This window comes from Micromonospora sp. L5 (genome assembly GCF_000177655.2).
GTDB classification, from domain to species: domain Bacteria; phylum Actinomycetota; class Actinomycetes; order Mycobacteriales; family Micromonosporaceae; genus Micromonospora; species Micromonospora aurantiaca.
The window spans coordinates 2282352-2301604 of record NC_014815.1 but is presented as its reverse complement, the minus strand read 5'-3'; the positions used below and the strand labels follow the sequence as shown (position 1 = coordinate 2301604).

Below are 19253 nucleotides of genomic sequence, written 5' to 3'. Positions count from 1 at the left end.
ACGGAAATCACCTGTTCGGGGCACTGTCCCGGCTTCACGGCTCCTGGTAAGCCCGGCGGGCGGCACGCCGCTGTGGTGAGCTGTAGCGGTGGCGGGCGATGTGCTGGGGCTGGTGCTGCACCCCACCCGGGACGTCTCCGAGGTGGTGGGGATCATCGCGGACTGGGCGGCCCGGCACCGCATCACGCTCGCGGTACGCACCGAGGACCGGGCGCGCGTACCCGCCTCGGTCGAGGCGGTCGCCGCGGACGAGCTGGCCGGGCGCTGCGCGGCGCTGATCAGCATCGGCGGCGACGGGACCATGCTGGGCGCGCTGCGGATGGCCGTCCGCGACCCGAAGCCGGTGCTCGGCGTACACCTGGGCCGGGTCGGCTTCCTGGTCGAGGTGGAGCCGCCGGACCTGCCCCGGGCGCTGGAACGGCTGGTGGAGCACGACTTCACCGTCGAGTCGCACGCCTGCCTGGCCTGCGACGTCTGCGGCGACGACGTGGTGGCGTTCAACGACATCGCCCTGGTCCGGCAGCCCGGCGCCGGCTTCGTCACGGCCACCCTCGCGGTGGACGGCCAGCGGTACGGCTACTACCGGTGCGACGCGCTGGTGGTGAGCACGCCGACCGGTTCGACCGCGTACAGCTATGCCGCCGGCGGGCCGCTGATCTCACCGGCCACGGAGGCGATGGTGGTAACGCCGTCCGCACCGATGGCCGGGATCTCCCGCTCGGTGCTGCTCTCCGCGCACGAGACGGTGCACCTGGAGCTGCGTGCGGACTCGGCGCCGGTCGCGGTGGAGATGGACGGCCTGCTGATCCGGCAGGCGGCGACGGAGGGTTCGGTGCACATCCGGTACGTCAAGGACGCCGGCCGGGTGGTCCGTCTCGACCCGCGCCGCTACCAGGAGCGCAACCAGCTCAAACTGAGCCTGCTGGACCTGCCGCTGCTGCCCGACCAGTTGCGGGAGCTGTTGCCGGACGGGTTGCGGGAGCAGCTCAGCCGCCGGGAGCTGCCCCCGCCCCGCTGAGCCGGTTCACGCGGTGGCGAGCACGCCGTCGACCAGCGCCTTGGCCTCCTCCTGGATCCGGGCCAGATGCTCCGGGCCCTGGAACGACTCGGCGTAGATCTTGTAGACGTCCTCGGTGCCGGACGGGCGGGCGGCGAACCAGCCCGACCCGGTGGTCACCTTGAGGCCGCCGATCGCGGCGCCGTTGCCGGGTGCGGTGGTGAGGATCGCGGCGATCGGCTCGCCGGCCAGCTCGGTGGCGGTGACCTGCTCCGGCGACAGCTTCGCCAGGACGGCCTTCTGCGTCCGGTCGGCCGGGGCGTCGATGCGGGCGTACGCGGGCGCGCCGAAGCGGTCGGCCAGCTCGGCCCAGTGCTCACTCGGCGTACGGCCGGTGGTGGCGATGATCTCGGCGGCGAGCAGGCAGAGCAGGATGCCGTCCTTGTCGGTGGTCCAGGTGCCGCCGTCGCGGCGCAGGAAGGACGCGCCGGCGCTCTCCTCGCCGCCGAAGCCGACGGTGCCGTCGAGCAGGCCGGGCACGAACCACTTGAACCCGACCGGCACCTCCAGCAGCGGACGGCCGAGGTCGGCCGCGACCCGGTCGATCATCGAGGAGGAGACGAGCGTCTTGCCCACCGCCGCGGCCGGGCCCCACTGCTCCCGGGTACGGAACAGGTGGCCGATCGCCACGGCCAGGTAGTGGTTGGGGTTCATCAGGCCGCCGTCGGGCGTGACGATGCCGTGCCGGTCGGCGTCGGCGTCGTTGCCGGTGGAGACCGCGTAGTCGTCCCGGGCGGCGATCAGCGAGGCCATCGCGTTCGGTGACGAGCAGTCCATCCGGATCTTGCCGTCGCCGTCGAGCGTCATGAACCGCCAGGTCGGGTCCACGAGCGGGTTGATCACGGTGAGGTCGAGGCGGTGCCGCTCGGCGATCTCGCCCCAGTACGCCACGCTCGCCCCGCCCATCGGGTCCGCGCCGATGCGCACCCCGGCGTCGCGGATCGCGTCGATGTCCAGCGCGGCGGGCAGGTCGTCCACGTACCGGGCGAGGAAGTCGTACTCCCCGGTGGTGGCGGCGGCGCGCGCCCGCGCGTACGGGATGCGTTTCACCTCCTTGAGCCCGGCGGCGAGGATGGCGTTCGCGCGGTCCTGGATCCACTTCGTGGCGTCGGTGTCGGCGGGCCCGCCGTGGGTGGGGTTGTACTTGAACCCGCCGTCGGACGGCGGGTTGTGCGACGGGGTGATGACGATGCCGTCGGCGAGGCCGCTGGTGCGCCCCCGGTTGTGGGTGAGGATGGCGTGCGAGACCGCGGGCGTCGGGGTGTAGCCGTCGCGGCTGTCGCGCAGCACCGTCACGTCGTTGGCGGCGAGCACCTCCAGCGCATCGGCCTCGGCGGGCGCGGAGAGCGCGTGGGTGTCCCGGCCGAGGAACAGCGGCCCGGAAAGGCCCTGCTCGCGCCGGTAGTCGCAGAGCGCCTGGGTGACGGCGAGGATGTGGTCGGAGTTGAAGGCGTTGCGCAGGCTGGATCCGCGGTGCCCGGAGGTGCCGAAGGAGACCTGCTGCGCCGGGTCGTCCGGGTCCGGGTGCTCGGCGTAGTAGGCGGTGACCAGCCGGGGCACGTCGACCAGGTCGTCGGGCTGTGCGGGCTGGCCGGCACGGGGGTGGGCCACTGCGGGATCCTCCTCGGGGATGCGGCGGGAATGCTCAGGGCTCGACGCGCTGGCCCTTGCCGATGACGACGATGCCGTTGTCGGACACGGTGTAGCGCTGGCGGTCCTTCTCCAGGTCGACGCCGATCTCGGCGCCCTCCGGGACGTGGACGTTCTTGTCCAGGATCGCGCGCCGGACGACCGCGTGGCGGCCGATCTGGACACCCTCCATCAGCACGGCGCCGTCGACGTGCGCCCACGAGTGGACCTTCACCTTCGGCGCCACGATCGAGTTCTCCACCAGCGAGCCGGAGATCACCGAGCCGGGCGACACCATCGAGCTGACCGCGCGGCCCACGCGCTCGCCCCAGGCGTGCACGAACTTGGCCGGCGGGTACGGCGGCTGCTCGGTGTAGATGGGCCAGTCGAAGTTGTAGAGGTTGAACACCGGGTGCACGTTGATCAGGTCCATGTGCGCGTCGTAGAACGAGTCGAGCGTCCCCACGTCCCGCCAGTAGCCGCGGTCGCGGTCGGTGCTGCCGGGCACCTCGTTGTCCTTGAAGTCGTAGACGTTTGCCTCGCCGCGCTCGACGAGCATCGGGATGATGCTGCCGCCCATGTCGTGCTTGCTGGTCTTGTCCGCCGCATCGCGCTCCACCGCCTCGCACAGCGCCTTGGTGGTGAACACGTAGTTGCCCATCGAGGCGTAGATCTCGTCCGGCGCGTCGGGCAGCCCGACCGCGTCGGTGGGCTTCTCCCGGAACGCGCGGATGCGCTTGCCGTCCTCGCCGACCTCGATCACGCCGAACTGGTCGGCCGTCGACAGCGGCTGCCGGATGCCGGCCACCGTGACCCCGGCGCCGGAGGCGATGTGGTCGTCGACCATCTGCCGGGGGTCCATCCGGTAGATGTGGTCGGCGCCGAAGACGATCACGTAGTCGGGCTGCTCGTCGTTGATCAGGTTGAAGCTCTGGTAGATCGCGTCGGCCGAGCCGGCGAACCACCACGGGCCGCGGCGCTGCTGCGCGGGCACCGGCGTGACGTAGTTGCCGAGCAGCGTCGACATCCGCCAGGTCTTGGTGATGTGGCGGTCCAGCGAGTGGGACTTGTACTGGGTCAACACGACGATCTTGAGGAAGCCGGCGTTCGCCAGGTTGGACAGGACGAAGTCGACCATGCGGTACATCCCGCCGAAGGGGACGGCGGGCTTCGCCCGGTCGGTGGTCAGGGGCATCAGGCGCTTGCCCTCCCCGCCGGCCAGGACGATCGCGAGCACCTTGGCAGCCATGCTCAGACGCTAACGACCCGGAACCGACTTCACCACTCGGACGCCCACACTTGCGCACCGCGTGGGACACCCGGCTCTGCACTAGGGTGCGGGCATGGCACCGATGCGCGTCGACCTGCTCACCCGCGAGTACCCGCCGGAGGTCTACGGCGGCGCCGGGGTGCACGTGGAATACCTCGCCCGTGAGCTGCGCCGGCTCGCCGACGTGCGGGTGCACTGCTTCGGCGCGCCCCGCGACGAGCAGGGTGTCACCGCGTACGCCGAACCGGCCCCGCTCGCCGGCGCGAACGCCGCGCTGCGCGTCATGGGTGTCGACCTGGAGATGGCCGCCGGGACCGGCGGCACCGACGTGGTGCACAGCCACACCTGGTACGCCAACCTGGCCGGGCACACCGCGAAGCTGCTGCACGGGGTGCCGCACGTGGTCACCGCGCACAGCCTGGAGCCGCTGCGCCCGTGGAAGGCCGAGCAGCTCGGCGGCGGGTACGCGCTCTCCTCCTGGTGCGAGCGGACCGCGTTCGAGGCCGCCGACGCGATCATCGCGGTGAGCGCGGGCATGCGCCGCGACGTGCTCACCGCGTACCCGGCGGTGAACCCCGACCGGGTACGCGTGGTCTACAACGGCATCGACACCGCGCAGTACGCCCCGGACCCGGGCACCGACGTGCTCGACCGGCTCGGCATCGACCCGGCCCGGCCCAGCGTGGTCTACGTCGGGCGGATCACCCGGCAGAAGGGCCTGCCGTACCTGCTGCGCGCGGCCCGGGAGCTGCCCGCCGACACCCAGCTGGTGCTGCTCGCCGGAGCGCCGGACACCCCGGAGATCGCCGCCGAGGTGGAGGGTCTCGTGGCGGAGCTGCGGGCCACCCGGTCCGGGGTGATCTGGGTGGCGGCGATGCTGCCCAAGCACGAGGTGATCCAGGTGCTCACCCACGCCACAGTCTTCGCCTGCCCGTCCGTCTACGAGCCGATGGGCATCGTCAACCTGGAGGCGATGGCCTGCGAGACCGCCGTGGTGGCGACCGCCACCGGCGGCATCCCCGAGGTGGTGGCCGACGGCGAGACCGGGCTGCTGGTGCCGATCGAGCAGGCCGGTGACGGCTCCGGCACCCCGCTGGACCCGGAGCGCTTCGTGGCCGACCTGGCCGCGCGCATGAACGAGCTGCTGGCCGACCCGGAGCGGATCGCCGCGTTCGGGGCGGCGGGGCGGCGGCGGGCGGTGGAGCACTTCTCCTGGGACGCGATCGCCCGCCAGACGATCGAGGTGTACCGCTCGGTGGGCGTGTAAGGAAGGGCACCTTCTTAACGCCTCCGGTAGAGGAAGGGCCCCTTCTTAACAGCCCGCCCGGGCACGGGCCAGCGGATACAGTCCCCGGATGCCGGATGCGATCTTCGCCCATCCTCGGCTCGCACCGGTCTACGACGCGTTCGACGGCGACCGGGACGACCTGGACGCGTACCTCGCGATCGCCGACGAGCTGGACGCGCGCGTGGTGCTCGACCTCGGCTGCGGCACCGGGAACCTGGCCCTGCTGCTCGCCCGGCACGGCCGTACCGTCGTGGGGGTCGACCCGGCCGGGGCGTCCCTCGCCGTCGCCCGGTCGAAGAACCGCGAAGGCCGCGTGCGCTGGGTGCACGGCGACGCCACGACGCTGCCACCGCTGCGCGCCGACCTGGCCGTGATGACCGGCAACGTGGCGCAGGTCTTCCGCACCGACGACGACTGGGCGCGCACCCTGCGGGGCGTCCACGCGGCGCTGCGGCCCGGCGGGCACCTCGTGTTCGAGACCCGCCGTCCCGAGCGCCGCGCGTGGGAAGAGTGGGCGGCGGACAGCGCGCCGGTGACCCGGGACGTGCCGGGCGTCGGGCCGGTGGAACGACGTCTCGAGGTCACCGCTGTGGACCTGCCGTTCGTGTCCTTCCGGTTCACGTACCGGTTCCCGGCCGACGGCGCCGTCGTCACGTCGGACTCGACGCTGCGGTTCCGCGACCGGGACGAGGTCGAGGCGAGCCTGACCGCCGCCGGCTACCGGGTGCTCGACGTGCGGGACGCGCCCGACCGCCCCGGCCGGGAGTTCGTCTTCGTCGCCCAGCGGTCGACCTGAACGTCGCTGTCGGACGGGCCAGAGCGCCCGGAGCCCGCCGACCCTGTACCCGAGGCGCGGAAAGAGGCCGTTCGTGGCACCGGGGCCGGCCGCCGGAAGTCCGCCACCCGTTCGGTGGAACGCCATGGGTGCCTCAGCGCCCATTTGACACCCATAGCGTTCCACTCACCGCAGCCCACGCTCGTTCGGTGGAACGGCACGGGTGCCTCACCGGCACGGACTCGACGCCCTCGTGAGCGGGTTGAGGGCTGAGGTGAAGTCGCCGAGCGCGAGAGGATCTCGCGCAGTAGGTTGAGCGGGTGACTGGACGGTTCCCGATCGAAGACGTCTCCCCCGTCGTCTCCTGCGGTCGCTACCCGGCCAAGGCAGTGGTCGGCGAGGTCGTACCGGTGTCGGCGCGGGCCTACCGCGAGGGCCACGACGCGCTCGGGTGCAACGTGGTCTGGCTCGGCCCGGACGGCGCGGCCCGCCCGTTCACCCGGATGCGCCCAGGTGAACCCGGCCAGGACCGATGGCACGCCACCATCCGCCCGGACGCGGTGGGACTGTGGCGCTTCGCCGTGGAGGCGTTCGGAGACCCGTACCTCACCTGGCAGAACGCGGTCACCAAGAAGCTCGCCGCCGGCCAGGGCGCGGCCGAGCTGGCGAACGACCTGGCCGAGGGCGTACGGGTGCTCACCGCCGCGCTCGACCTGGTGCCGAGGGCCGACCGTGATCGCGTACGCGAAGCCGTGCGGGCGCTGGCCGACGACGACCTGGACCTGCCGCGGCGGGTGAGCGCGGCGCTGGACCTGGCCGACCTGCTGTGGGAGCACCCGGTGCGCGAGCTGGTCACCACCGGCGAGGAGCGCACGCTGTGGGTGGACCGGCCGCGGGCGCTCTTCTCCGCCTGGTACGAGTTCTTCCCCCGCTCCGAGGGCGCGGTCCCGGCCACAGTCGACGCGCCCGCGCGTTCCGGCACGTTCGCCACCGCGATGGAACGGCTGCCGGGTGTCGCGGCGATGGGTTTCGACGTGCTCTACCTGCCGCCGATCCACCCGATCGGCCGGGTCAACCGCAAGGGCCGCAACAACGCGCTCACCGCCGGGCCGGACGACGTGGGCTCGCCGTGGGCGATCGGCGCGGCCGAGGGCGGCCACGACGCCATCCACCCCGATCTGGGTACGCCTGAGGACTTCCGCGACTTCGTCGCGGCCGCCGCCGAGCAGGGACTGGAGGTGGCGATGGACCTGGCGTTGCAGTGCGCGCCGGATCACCCGTGGGTCACCGAGCACCCGGAGTGGTTCACCACCCGGGCCGACGGCAGCATCGCGTACGCGGAGAATCCGCCGAAGAAGTACCAGGACATCTATCCGCTGAACTTCGACAACGATCCCGAGGGCATCCGGGCCGAGGTGCTGCGGGTGGTGCTGCACTGGGTCGGCGAGGGCATCCGGATCTTCCGTGTCGACAACCCGCACACCAAGCCGTTCGACTTCTGGCACTGGCTGATCGCCGAGGTCAAGAAGGTCGACCCGGACGTGCTGTTCCTGGCCGAGGCGTTCACCCGGCCAGCGATCATGCACGGGCTCGGCAAGATCGGCTTCACCCAGTCGTACACCTATTTCACCTGGCGTACGACGGCGGCCGAGATGCGGGAGTACTGCGAGGAGCTGGTCGCCTCGGTCGACTGGATGCGGCCGAACTTCTGGCCGAACACGCCTGACATCCTGCACTCGTCGTTGCAGCACGGCGGCCCGCCGATGTTCAAGATCCGGGCGGTGCTGGCGGCGCTGCTGTCCCCCTCGTGGGGCATGTACGCGGGGTTCGAGCTGTTCGAGCACGTCGCGCGGCCGGGCGCCGAGGAGTACCTGGACAACGAGAAGTACGAGCTGCGCCCGCGGGACTGGGACGCCGCGCTGGCGCAGGGCCGGTCGCTGGCGCCGTTCGTCACCACGCTGAACCGGGTACGCCGGGACAACCCCGCCCTGCACCGGCTGCGCAACCTGCGGTTCCACGACATCGACAACCCGGCGCTGCTGTGCTGGTCGAAGCACGACCCGGAGACCGGCAACACGGTGATCGTGGTCTGCTCGTTCGACTCACGCGAGGTGCAGTGGGGCAACACCACGCTCGACATGCCGGCGCTCGGCCTGGACTGGCACGAGCGGTTCACCGTGCGCGACGAGCTGACCGGCGCCGAGTACGACTGGGGGCAGCGCAACGCGGTGCGCCTCGACCCGTACCTGCAACCGGCGCACGTGCTCACAGTGCGCCGCCCGGCCGCACCCGAGCCGCCGCAGCCGGCCGCACCGACCGCCGCCGAGCCGGAGCAGCCGGCCGCGCCCGACCTGACAGTGGAAGACGTGCCCGCCGACCTCTCCGGCGGCACCGCCCCGACCGCACCGGCCGACAAGGACGACGCCCGATGGACCAGCTGATCGCCGGCGAGGTACACGACCCGCACGCCGTGCTCGGCGCGCACCCGGCCGACGGGAGCACCACGATCCGGACGCTGCGCCGGGGCGCGGGCGAGGTGGCGGTGCTCGCCGACGGCGAGCGGCACCCGATGAAGCGGGTCCACGACGCCGGTGTCTTCGAGGCGGTCCTCCCCGGTGAGGTGCTGGACTACCGGGTCGAGGTGGACGGCACGACGCACGACGACCCGTACCGTTATCCGCCCACGCTCGGCGACCTCGACCTGCACCTGATCGGCGAGGGGCGGCACGAGCGGCTCTGGGCGGCGCTCGGCGCCCGGGTGTTCGACGAGGGCGTCGCGTTCACCGTCTGGGCGCCGAACGCACGGGCCGTGCGGCTGATCGGCGACGTCACCGGCTGGGCGCCGGACGACGGGTGGCCGATGCGCTCGCTCGGCTCCAGCGGCGTGTGGGAGATCTTCGTGCCGGGCATGCCGGTGGGCAGCCGCTACAAGTACCGCGTCCTCGGCGCGGACGGCCGGTGGCGGGACAAGGCCGACCCGATGGCCGCGCGCACCGAGGTGCCGCCGGCCACCGCGTCGGTGGTGCACGAGTCACGGTACGAGTGGGGCGACGCGGACTGGCTCGCGCGCCGGTCCCGGCAGGCGCCGCACCAGGAGCCGATGAGCGTGTACGAGGTGCACCTGGGCTCCTGGCGACCCGGCCTCGGCTACCGGGAGCTGGCCGATCAGCTCACCGCGTACGTGCTGGAGATGGGCTTCACCCACGTGGAGTTCCTGCCGGTGATGGAGCACCCGTTCGGCGGCTCGTGGGGCTACCAGGTCACCGGCTACTACGCGCCGACGGCCCGGTTCGGCGACCCGGACGACTTCCGCCACCTGGTGGACCGGCTGCACGCCGCCGGCATCGGCGTGCTCCTGGACTGGGTGCCGGCGCACTTCCCGAAGGACGAGTGGGCGCTCGCCCGTTTCGACGGCACCCCGCTGTACGAGCACCCCGACCCGCGTCGCGGCGAGCACCCCGACTGGGGCACGTACGTCTTCGACTTCGGCCGCAACGAGGTGCGCAACTTCCTGGTCGCCAACGCGCTGTACTGGCTCGACGAGTTCCACATCGACGGGCTGCGGGTGGACGCGGTCGCCTCGATGCTCTACCTGGACTATTCCCGGCAGGACGGGCAGTGGGCGCCGAACGTGCACGGCGGCCGGGAGAACCTGGAGGCCATCGCGTTCCTCCAGGAGGTCAACGCCACCGTCTACCGGCACCACCCGGGCGTACTGATGATCGCCGAGGAGTCCACCGCCTGGCCCGGCGTCACCCGGCCCACCTCGGAGGGCGGGCTCGGGTTCGGGTTCAAGTGGAACATGGGCTGGATGCACGACACCCTGCTCTACACCTCGAAGGACCCGATCTACCGGCAGCACCACCACCATCAGCTCACGTTCTCGCTGGCGTACGCGTGGAGCGAGAACTACGTGCTGCCGATCAGCCACGACGAGGTGGTGCACGGCAAGGGCTCGCTCGCCGGCAAGATGCCCGGCGACACCTGGCAGCGACTGGCCACGGTGCGGGCGCTGCTGGCGTACATGTGGGCGCACCCGGGCAAGCAGTTGCTCTTCATGGGCTGCGAGCTGGCCGACGACAGGGAGTGGAGCGAGGAGCGCGGCCTCGACTGGTACCTGACCCACGATCCGGCCCGCGCGGGCGTGCAGCGGCTGGTCGCCGACCTGAACCGGCTCTACCGGGAGAGCCCGGCGCTCTGGGCGCAGGACACCGACCCGGCCGGCTTCCGCTGGATCGCCGGGGACGACGTGGCCAACAACGCGGTGTCGTTCATCCGGATCGCCCCGGACGGGCAGACGCTCGTGTGCGTGGCGAACTTCTCCGCGCTGCCGCTGGAGGACTACCGGATCGGCCTGCCCGCGGCCGGGACGTGGACCGAGGCGCTGAACACCGACGCCCACCACTACGGCGGGTCGGGGGTGGGCAACCTGGGCGAGGTGCACGCCGAGAACGTGCCGTGGCACGGCCTGCCCGCGTCGGTCTCCCTGCGCGTGCCGCCGCTGGGCGTCCTCTGGCTCCGCCCGGCCTGACGGCACAGCCCAGCCGGCCGGGCGGCCACGGCGAGCCCGTTATGACTCAGAGGCATAAATATGCCTCTGAGTCATAACCGTATCGGGGAGTCGCTTCCCGGTCAGCACTACGCTCTGTGATATCTCGGCGTCGGGATGACCGCGATCTGGCGGTCGCTCTCCACACCCAGGCTGTCGGCGCGTGACCGCCCGTCGCCGGGTGGCCGCAGGAGTCAGACCAGGTCGGCTTCGCGGAGGAGCTTCCAGAGGCCGGCACCGTCGGGGGCGCTCAGCCACTTCTGGCCGATCGGGCCCGACGACGACCGCCCTGCGGGCGCCGGGAGGCTACCGGCCAGCACCGACTGGGTCGGGGACAGTCGCCGGATCGCCACCCCCGCGACGTTGTCCGGGTGCGCGGCGGCGAACTCCCGGTAGATCTCCGGGTCGTGCTGCCCGTCGTCGCCGATCAGCAGCCACCGCACCTCGGGGAACTCCCGGGACAGCCGGGCCAGCGTGGCCCGCTTGTGCTCCCGGCCGCTGCGGAACCACCTGTCGGCGGTCGGTCCCCAGTCCGTGAGCAGCAGCGGCCCGGCCGGGTAGAGGTGCCGGGACAGGAACCGGGTGAGCGTCGGCGCGACGTTCCACGCGCCGGTGGACAGGTAGAAGACCGGCGCGCCCGGGTGGGCGGTGGCCAGCCGCTCGTACAGCACGGCCATGCCCGGCACGGCGGTGCGGGCGTGCTCGTCGAGCACGAACGTGTTCCACGCGGCCAGCAGCGGCCGGGGCAGCGCGGTCACCATGACGGTGTCGTCGATGTCGGAGAGGATGCCGAAGCGGACGGCCGGGTCGAGGATGCGTACCAGCGCCTCCACCGGTTCGGCGTCGGCGACGCTGAGGCGTACGCAGCCCCAGCCGGGGGTGAAGTCGGCCTCGATCACGGTGTCGACGAAGCCGCTGCGGTCGGCGGTCACCTCCTGGCGCACGCCGTCGGCCTCGATGGTCACCGTGATGTGCTTGGCGGGCAGCGTGGCGAAGCTGCGCCAGCCCCGCACCTTGTCCAGCCGGCCCCGCCGCCGCGTGTCCGGGCGGCCCAGCAGCACCCGGCAGAGCACGCGCGCCCAGCCCGGGGCGCCGTAGCCCGCGTACGCGATGATGTTGGGCTGCCACCCGGTGCGCCGCAACCGGCGCTCCACCAGGCCGTGCACGGCGTCCTCGAAGCGCGCGGCGCGGTGCAGTTGCGGGACGGCCAGCTGGTCCGGTGGTGTGGGCGGCACACGGCAACAGTGCCACAACCGGACCGGCCGGGCCACGCGAGTGATCCACGCCGATCCGCCCCGGCGCCGGGCGCCGCCGTGACAGACTGCGGTCGGGACGACGACGGGGGCGTTGGTCGTGTCGACGACGAAGCGGAACCCGGTACGACCGCGTCCGGACGCGCCGGCGCTGGTGGCGCTGCTGCTCGGCGCCGCGGGGGTCGGCTACCGGCTGGTGCTGACGCTGCTCACGGTGCCCGCGTCGAACAGCGACGAGGCCACGTTCGGCCTGGCCGCACTGCACATCGCCGCCGGTGGTGAGCGGCCGGTCTTCCTCTACGGCCAGCGCTACATGGGCGTGCTGGAGTCGTACCTGGCCGCGCCGCTCGTCGGCTGGGCCGGGCCGAGCTGGCCGGTGCTGCGGCTGCCGCTGCTCGCGCTCTTCGCGATCTTCCTGTGGCTGGCGTACCGGCTGACCCGTCGCCTGTTCTCCCCCTGGCTCGCGGTCGCCGTGGTGGGCCTGCTGGCGCTCGGCTCGGAGCGCGTGGTCCGCGACCAGCTCACAGCGGTCGGCGGCCGCCCGGAGGTGAAGCCGGCGGTGCTGGCGATGCTGCTGATCGCGGTGGCCCTCGGCGGCCGGCGGATCCGGCACCACTGGCTGGCCACCGGCGCGTTCGGGCTGCTCGCCGGGCTGGCGCTGTGGTCGGACTGGCTGATCGCGCCGTATCTGCTGGTCGCGGCGGTGGTGCTCGCGGTGGCGGTGCCCCGGGACCTGATCGGCTGGCCGGGCGTGCTGCTGGTCGCGGGCTTCCTGGCCGGGATCGCCCCGGTGGTCAAGGACAACCTCGTCGCGCCGCCCGGGCAGGACTCGCTGTCGGTGTTCCGCGAGATCAGCACCAAGGAGGGCGTCGCGCCGTCGCTGGCCGAACGCCTGCGCGGCGGACTGCTGGAGGGGGTGCCGCTGGCATCCGGCCTGTGCCCGATGGACGGATGCGCGCGCTGGGCGCAGTGGTTCGGCGTACTCTACCCGGTGCTGCTGGTGGCCGCCGCCGCGCTCGGGCTGATCGCGTACCGCCGGGCCGCCGACCACGCCGCGCGGGTCCGGGCCGTGGCGATCCTCGCCCTGGTCGCGGGCGCGGTGCTGACACTTCTGGCGTACGTGCGCAGCCCGCTCGCCGCGACCGACCCGCTCGGCAACGCCCGCTACCTGTCGGTGCTCCAGATCTCGCTGCCGGCTGTGCTGTGGCCGCTCTGGCTGGCCGCCGCGCACGCCCTGCGGGCCACCACCGGGTGGACGGCCCGGCTCGGCGGCACCGCGGCGGCTGTGGTGCTGGCCGGGCTGACCGCCGCCACCGTTGCCGGGACCGTGGCGTTCCTGGCCGGCGTGCCGGGCGTACGGGACGAGGAGCGCACGGCCCGCCGCCTCGCCGACACGGTGCGGGACGCCGGGTTGCACGAGGTGTACGGGGACTACTGGACCTGCAACCGGCTGATCTTCAACACCGGGGAGACCGTCGCCTGCGGTGTGCTCGACGGGGCGCTGACGCCCGGGCAGAACCGCTATCCGGCGTACTGGCAGCGGGTGGCGCGCGCGGAACGGCCCGGGTACGTGGTGGCGGTCGGCTCCCCGGCCGAGCGCACACTGCGGCGGCTGCTGGGCGACCGCGCCGACGCGGCGATGGTGGCCGAGGTGGGCGGCAGTCGCGTGTACCACCCCGACCGTGCCGTGCGGCCGTGGCGCTGACCCCGGCCCGTACGCTGTGCCGGTGCTCATCCTGCTGCCCCCGTCGGAGGGGAAGGCCGAGGCCGGCACCGGCCGCCGGCTGGACCTGTCCCGGCTGTCCCTGACCGAGCTGAACCCGGCCCGGGAGGCGGTCCTGACCGCGCTCGTCGACCTGTGCGCCGGGCCGGACGAGACGGCGGCCCGGACCGCGCTGGGCCTCACCGAGGGGCAGCTCGGCGAGCTGCGGCGCAACGCCCGGCTGCGGGAGGCGGCGACCGCCCCGGCCGGACGCCTCTACACCGGCGTGCTCTACGAGGCGCTCGGCCTGGACACGCTGCCCCCCGACGCGCAGCGGGCGGCCCGCCGCCAGGTGCTGATCAGCTCCGGCCTGTGGGGCGCGGTACGCCTCGCCGACCGGATCCCGCCGTACCGCTGCCCGATCGGAGCGCGGCTGCCGGGGCTCGGCGCGCTGACGACGTACTGGCGGGCGACGCTCGGCCCGGTACTGGAACCCGCCGCCGGGCGCGGCCCGGTGCTGGACCTGCGCTCCGGCGCGTACGCGGCCACCTGGACGCCGCGCGGCGCGCTCGCCGAACGCACGGTGACGGTACGGGTGCTGCACGAACGGATCGTGGACGGCACGCCGGCCCGGTCGGTGGTGAGCCACTTCAACAAGGCCACGAAGGGCCGACTGGTGCGGGATCTGCTGCTCGCCGACGCCCGGCCGCGTACCGCCGACGCGCTGGTGGGGGCGCTGCGGGAGCTGAAGTACACGGTCGAGGAGGCGCCCCGGGCGGCCGGGCGGCCCCGGCAGGTCGACCTGGTGGTCACCGAGCTCTGAGCCGCGGGCTTCCCGCAAATTTTGCTCAAGGCTCGGGCGCAGCGGTTCCCGGTCCGGCGCTCGGCAGCGACGGTAGAGGTACCCCGACGACCGAGGAGCCGCGCCGATGCTCACCACGCTGCTCGACCGCCCGCGCCCGTCGCCGCCGCCGCTGGACTGGCTGACCCTGACCGACGCCTTCGAGGTCGCCTGCATGGTGCGCTGCACGCCGCCGCCGGCCGCCGACGTACGCCGCCTCGACTCCGGACCGCACCGCGGCGGCATCGCCGAGTTCAACCGCGAGGACGCGGCGCAACGGATGCGGCAGCTGCTGGGACGCCTCGACGTGCCGGTCGAGCACGAGCTGACCACCGGTGGCCTGCGCCGCCGCTACGAGCTGCACCGGCTGTCGGTGCCGCCGCAGCACCGGGCGGCGTACGCGAATCTGCTGACCGCGGGCTGGCGGCAGGGCCGCCGGGAGCTGCTCGGCGGGCCGTTCCCGGGCGCCTCGGCGCCGCGGCGGCTGTGGCGGCCCCGGCTGGCCGCGGCGGCCTGGCGGGCGGCGCTGCTCGCGGGCGGCCGGCACGTCCGCCGGCACTGCCTCGGCATCCGGCTCGCCGACCGGGACCTGGCGGCGGTGCTGGTACGCGGCGCGGCGCTGCTGGACGTGCCGGCGGCGCTGCGGCCCGGCTCGGGCTGTTTCCTCGTGGTGGTACCCAACGGCGAGCACCGGGAGCGGATCACCGAGAGCGCGGAGCTGGCCCCGGCGAGCTGACCGGCCCGGCCCGAGACTGCCGCACGCCGGGCCTGCGGTGGTGCGTGCGCCGCGTGGGCTTGCGCCACGGCGGGTGCACGGCGCAGAGTGCAGCCCGTGAGCCGACACTGGCCTGTGCGCGCCGCCGCCCCGCTCGCGCTGGTGCTCCTGCTCGTCGCCGGGCTCACCGGGTGCCGGGACGAGCCGTCCGAGCCGACCCGCATCCGCATCGCCACCGGCAGCCCGACCGCCGTCTACCACGCCTTCGGCCAGTCGCTCGCGGCGCTGCTCAACCGGGAGCTGCCCGGCGTACGGGCCGAGGTGGTGGTCACCGCCGCCTCGGCGCAGAACGTCCGGCTGGTCGGCGCCGGGGAGGCCGAGCTGGGCTTCACCCAGGCCGACGTGCTGCCGCCGCGCGAGCCCGAGCATCCGTCGGTGCTCGCGGTGGCCCGGGTCTACGACGACCTGCTGCACCTGGTGACCCGCGCCGGCGGGCCGATCCGCACGCTCGGCGACCTGCGCGGCCGGCGGGTGTCGGTGGGCGCCGACGGCTCCGGCACGGAGATCACCGCCACCCGTCTGCTGGCGGTGGCCCAGCTCGGTGGCGACCGGGTACGCCAGGAACACCTGGGGCTGGACGACTCGGTGGCGGCCCTGCGCGAGGGGCGGATCGACGCGTTCTTCTTCTCCGGCGGGCTACCCGTGCGCGGCGTCGCCGACCTGGCCCAGCGGACCTCGCTGCGGATCGTGGACCTGGGCGACTGGACCGAGCCGCTGCGCCGGGCGTACGGGCAGGTCTACGTGACCCGGGACGTGCCGCGCTCGGTGTACCGGGCCGCCCCGGTCAGCACGGTGGCGAACCCGAACTACCTGATCGTCCGCGCCGACCTGCCCGCCGCGCTGGTGCGGGAGGTGACCCGGCTGCTGATGGACCGCCGGGAGGAGCTGGCCGCCGCGCACCCGGCGGCGGGACGGATGAGTCCCCGGTCGGCGATCGTCACCACCCCGCTGCCGCTGCATCCGGGCGCGGCGCAGTGGTATCGCGCCGCGAAGCCCTGACGCGGGTCAGCACCGGACCGGCGCGTCGGCGGGCGCCGGGAACCACAGCTCGGCGACCAGGCCCCGGGGCTCGCCCTGGCGCATGGTGAGCCGGCCGTCGGAGGCGTCCACGAGCACCGCCGCGATGGTCAGCCCGAGGCCCACGCCGTCCACGTTCTGCGCGTCCGGCGCCCGCCAGAACCGCTCGGTGGCCTGGTCGAGCTGACTGGTGGTCATGCCCGGGCCGGTGTCGCCGACGGTCAGCACCGTCCCGCCGTCGGCGGCCCGTACGGTCACCGTCACTTCTCCCCCGGTGCCGCTGAACTTCACCGCGTTGTCGATCAGGGCGTCCAGCGCCTGGTCGATGGCGGTCGGCACGGTCCGGGCGTACGCCGGCGCGTCCTCGGCGTCGAGGCGGAGCGTGACCTCGCGGTGCCGGGCCAGCGGCAGCCAGGCGGCCACCCGGGAGGCGGCGGTGGCGGTGGCGTCCACAGTCACCCGCTCGTTCTCCTCCCGCTCGGCGCGGGCCAGCGTGAGCAGCGCGTCGAGCACCGTCGCGAGCCGGTCGGTCTCCTCCAGCGCCAGCCGGTGCTCGGCGCGCCCGTCCGGGTCGGTGAGGCTGGGGCCCAGTTCCTCCACCCGCAGCCGCAGCGCGGTGAGCGGGTTGCGGAGCTGGTGGCTGGCGTGCGCGACGAAGGCGCGTTGCCGGTCCATCACGTCGGAGACCGCGTCGGCCATGTCGTTGAAGCTGGTCGCCAGCCGGCGCAGTTCGGGCGGCCCGAGTCCGGCGCGGACCCGCGCGGCGCGGCGGCCCTCGGCGATCTCGTGGGTCACCGCGTCCAGCTCGGTGACCGGGCGCAGCACCCAGCCGGCCAGCCCGAACGCGGTCGAGACGCAGGCCAGCACCGCCAGCAGGCCGATGCCCGCGAGCAGCAGCCACCACACGGTGACGGTGCGGCGCACGCCGTCCGCCGGGCTGGTCGTGACCACGGCGCCGAGCACCTCGCCGCCGTCGTTGATCGGCACGGCCGTCACCACCGGCCCGCCGACCCAGGGCCAGACCGACTCCGGGCCGCTGAACTGCTGCCCGGACAGGGCGGTGTCGAGCGCCGCGCGGGTGCCCGCGCCCGGCTCCCACCCGGACGAGGCGACCACGGTACGGCGGTCCCGGTCCACCACGGCCGCGCCGATGCCGTAGAGCGCGTCGTAGGCGGCCAGTTCCCCGTCCAGCGGGCCGGGGCTGCCGCCCCGCAACGCCGGCCCGGCCAGCGAGGCGAAACGGGTGGCGTCGGCGAGGCGGTCGGCGCGGACCCGGTCGGTCTCCCGGGTCGCGAGCGTGGCCGCCAGCGGCGTCTCCAGGGCGATCAGGACCAGCACCATCAGCAGCAGGTAGCTGATCACCAGCCGGCGGCGCACGAACCGGCCCTCACGCCTCGCGGAGCCGGTAGCCGACCCCGCGTACGGTCTCCACCAGCGTCGGGTCGCCGAGCTTGCCGCGCAGCGACCCGACGTGCACCTCCACGGTGTGCCGGTCGGCCCAGGTGGTGCCCCACACGTCGAGCAGGATCCGCTCGCGCGGCACCGCCACCCCGGGCTGGCGGGCCAGGGACAGCAGGATGTCGAACTCCTTGCGGGTGAGCGAGACGTCCCGGCCGGCCACCGTCACCGTCCGGCCGCCCACGTCGATGCGGACCGTACCGGCCTCGATCAGGTTGCGCTGCGGCGCGGTGTGCGCGGCCCGGCGCAGCACCGCCTCGATCCGCGCCTGCAGCTCCACCATCGAGAACGGCTTCACCACGTAGTCGTCGGCGCCCAGCCGCAGCCCCAGCACCCGGTCGCGTTCCTCACCGCGGGCGGTCACCGCGATGATGCCGAGCCGGCTGCTGCGCCGCCGCAGCTCGCGGCACAGGTCGGTGCCGTCGCCGTCGGGCAGCCCCAGGTCGAGCAGCACCAGGTCGCAGGGGGCGGCGGAGAGCGCGGCGGCCACCGTCGCGGCGTGTTCCACCTGGTAGCCGCGCCGGGTCAGCGCGGACGACAACGCCGCGGCGACCCGGCGGTCGTCCTCGACCAGGAGGATCCGCACCCGTTCCTCCCTCGACTCGACGTGTTGCCCTGCGAATGGTGGCAGACGCGCCGCCGGGACGCGAGGCCGCTCTAGGCTGCTGCCGTGATCTACAAGATTCTCACCGACGACGAGTGGACGCGGGCACGGGCGGACGGGCGGTTCGCCGGCACCGCGATGGACCGGCAGGACGGCTACGTCCACCTGTCCGCCGCCGACCAGGTGGTGGAGACCGCGCGGAGGTTCTTCGCCGGGGTCACCGGCCTGACCGTGCTCGCGGTGGACGAGGCCCGGCTCGGCGACGCGCTGCGCTGGGAGGAGTCCCGCGGCGGCGCGCTGTTCCCGCACCTGTACGGGGCGTTGCCGGTGGACGCGGTGGTCGCCGCGCACCCCCTGCCGGCCGACCGGCCCGCCGCCGACGCGGTGGCCGAACTGCTCGGGTGAGCGCTCGTTATGCTGCGTCGAGCCCGCCCGACGGCGCGACGCGCCCTGGCATGTGATGCGAGTTGAGATGACTGACAGCAACGACCGGTCCGCCTCCGTCTTCGTCCACCCGACGGCCGACGTGGAGTCCGGCGCCCAGGTCGGCGACGGCACCAAGGTCTGGCACCTGGCGCACATCCGGTCCAGCGCCCAGGTCGGCGCCGGATGCGTGATCGGCCGCAACGTCTACGTCGACGCGGGCGTCACCGTCGGCGACCTGGTGAAGATCCAGAACAACGTCTCGGTCTACCAGGGCGTGACCATCGAGGACGAGGTGTTCGTGGGCCCGTGCGCGGTGTTCACGAACGACTTCCGCCCGCGCGCCCAGAATCCGGACTGGACGATCACCCCGACGCTCGTCCGCCGGGGCGCGTCGATCGGCGCGAACGCCACGCTCGTGTGCGGCATCGAGGTGGGCGAGTACGCGATGATCGCCGCCGGCTCGGTGGTGACCCGCGACGTCAAGCCGTACCAGCTGGTGGCCGGCAACCCGGCCCGCCCGAAGGGCTGGGTCGACGCCAAGGGCGAGGTCATCTCCCGCGACGTCGACAACCCGCCGCACCAGGGCTGACCGGACGAGACAGGGGCGAC

At 73.6% G+C, this 19253-nt stretch carries 16 protein-coding genes; 11 read left to right on the top strand and 5 right to left on the bottom strand.

The features are described 5' to 3' along the window. Nucleotides 1-88 precede the first annotated feature (88 nt). The gene (locus ML5_RS11105) at nucleotides 89-1018 is read left to right on the top strand and encodes an NAD(+)/NADH kinase (RefSeq protein ID WP_013474748.1); all 930 of its coding nucleotides are present in this window, start codon (nucleotides 89-91) and stop codon (nucleotides 1016-1018) included. A 6-nt stretch (nucleotides 1019-1024) separates the two neighbouring features. On the opposite strand, the gene pgm is transcribed toward ML5_RS11105, so the two are convergent. Both pgm and glgC read right to left on the bottom strand, forming a co-directional pair. Further along, the gene (gene pgm, locus ML5_RS11100) at nucleotides 1025-2668 is read right to left on the bottom strand and encodes a phosphoglucomutase (alpha-D-glucose-1,6-bisphosphate-dependent) (protein ID WP_013474747.1); all 1644 of its coding nucleotides are present in this window, start codon (nucleotides 2666-2668) and stop codon (nucleotides 1025-1027) included. A 34-nt stretch (nucleotides 2669-2702) separates the two neighbouring features. After that, nucleotides 2703-3935 carry a glucose-1-phosphate adenylyltransferase gene (gene glgC, locus ML5_RS11095; protein WP_013285287.1) on the bottom strand — a complete coding sequence of 411 codons (1233 nt, stop codon included), beginning with the start codon at nucleotides 3933-3935 and terminating at the stop codon, nucleotides 2703-2705. Between the two features lie 94 nt (nucleotides 3936-4029). Here glgC and glgA point away from each other — a divergent pair, with 94 nt between their 5' ends. From glgA to glgB, 4 genes are all read left to right on the top strand, one after another. Next, the gene (gene glgA / locus ML5_RS11090) at nucleotides 4030-5223 is read left to right on the top strand and encodes a glycogen synthase (protein ID WP_013474746.1); all 1194 of its coding nucleotides are present in this window, start codon (nucleotides 4030-4032) and stop codon (nucleotides 5221-5223) included. A gap of 88 nt (nucleotides 5224-5311) precedes the next feature. Beyond that, nucleotides 5312-6040 (top strand): class I SAM-dependent methyltransferase, encoded by a 729-nt coding sequence (locus ML5_RS11085; protein ID WP_013474745.1) that lies wholly within the window; start codon nucleotides 5312-5314, stop codon nucleotides 6038-6040. Nucleotides 6041-6339: 299 nt separating this feature from the next. Further along, nucleotides 6340-8460 (top strand): alpha-1,4-glucan--maltose-1-phosphate maltosyltransferase, encoded by a 2121-nt coding sequence (locus ML5_RS11080; protein WP_013474744.1) that lies wholly within the window; start codon nucleotides 6340-6342, stop codon nucleotides 8458-8460. Further along, nucleotides 8448-10550, top strand: a complete 2103-nt coding sequence (gene glgB, locus ML5_RS11075) for a 1,4-alpha-glucan branching protein GlgB (RefSeq protein WP_013474743.1) — start codon at nucleotides 8448-8450, stop codon at nucleotides 10548-10550. Before ML5_RS11080 ends, glgB begins: the two co-directional genes overlap by 13 nt. Nucleotides 10551-10762: 212 nt before the next feature. Here glgB and ML5_RS11070 read toward each other — a convergent pair whose 3' ends face one another. Next, nucleotides 10763-11839, bottom strand: a complete 1077-nt coding sequence (locus ML5_RS11070; protein ID WP_013285282.1) for an App1 family protein — start codon at nucleotides 11837-11839, stop codon at nucleotides 10763-10765. A gap of 82 nt (nucleotides 11840-11921) precedes the next feature. Between ML5_RS11070 and ML5_RS11065 the strand changes: the two genes are divergently transcribed. The 4 genes from ML5_RS11065 (at nucleotide 11922) to ML5_RS11050 (ending at nucleotide 16138) form a co-directional block, all read left to right on the top strand. Next, entirely contained in the window at nucleotides 11922-13526 is a 1605-nt protein-coding gene (locus ML5_RS11065; RefSeq protein WP_013474742.1) for a hypothetical protein, read from the top strand. A gap of 16 nt (nucleotides 13527-13542) precedes the next feature. Further along, nucleotides 13543-14346, top strand: a complete 804-nt coding sequence (yaaA, locus tag ML5_RS11060; RefSeq protein WP_013474741.1) for a peroxide stress protein YaaA — start codon at nucleotides 13543-13545, stop codon at nucleotides 14344-14346. A gap of 106 nt (nucleotides 14347-14452) precedes the next feature. Further along, nucleotides 14453-15100, top strand: a complete 648-nt coding sequence (locus tag ML5_RS11055) for a hypothetical protein (protein WP_013474740.1) — start codon at nucleotides 14453-14455, stop codon at nucleotides 15098-15100. A 96-nt stretch (nucleotides 15101-15196) separates the two neighbouring features. Beyond that, nucleotides 15197-16138, top strand: a complete 942-nt coding sequence (locus tag ML5_RS11050) for a TAXI family TRAP transporter solute-binding subunit (protein WP_013474739.1) — start codon at nucleotides 15197-15199, stop codon at nucleotides 16136-16138. A gap of 6 nt (nucleotides 16139-16144) precedes the next feature. Here the strand turns inward: ML5_RS11050 and ML5_RS11045 are convergent, their stop codons facing one another. Together ML5_RS11045 and ML5_RS11040 are read right to left on the bottom strand one after the other, a co-directional pair. Then, nucleotides 16145-17533, bottom strand: a complete 1389-nt coding sequence (locus ML5_RS11045; protein ID WP_013474738.1) for a HAMP domain-containing sensor histidine kinase — start codon at nucleotides 17531-17533, stop codon at nucleotides 16145-16147. A 10-nt stretch (nucleotides 17534-17543) separates the two neighbouring features. Next, nucleotides 17544-18200, bottom strand: coding sequence for a response regulator transcription factor (locus ML5_RS11040; RefSeq protein WP_013285276.1), 657 nt, complete (start codon nucleotides 18198-18200; stop codon nucleotides 17544-17546). 84 nt (nucleotides 18201-18284) lie between these two features. On the opposite strand from ML5_RS11040, the gene ML5_RS11035 reads away from it, so the two are divergent. Both ML5_RS11035 and ML5_RS11030 read left to right on the top strand, forming a co-directional pair. Next, entirely contained in the window at nucleotides 18285-18623 is a 339-nt protein-coding gene (locus tag ML5_RS11035) for a DUF952 domain-containing protein (protein ID WP_013474737.1), read from the top strand. A gap of 67 nt (nucleotides 18624-18690) precedes the next feature. Continuing rightward, the gene (locus ML5_RS11030; RefSeq protein WP_013285274.1) at nucleotides 18691-19233 is read left to right on the top strand and encodes an acyltransferase; all 543 of its coding nucleotides are present in this window, start codon (nucleotides 18691-18693) and stop codon (nucleotides 19231-19233) included. The last annotated feature ends 20 nt before the right edge of the window (nucleotides 19234-19253 follow it).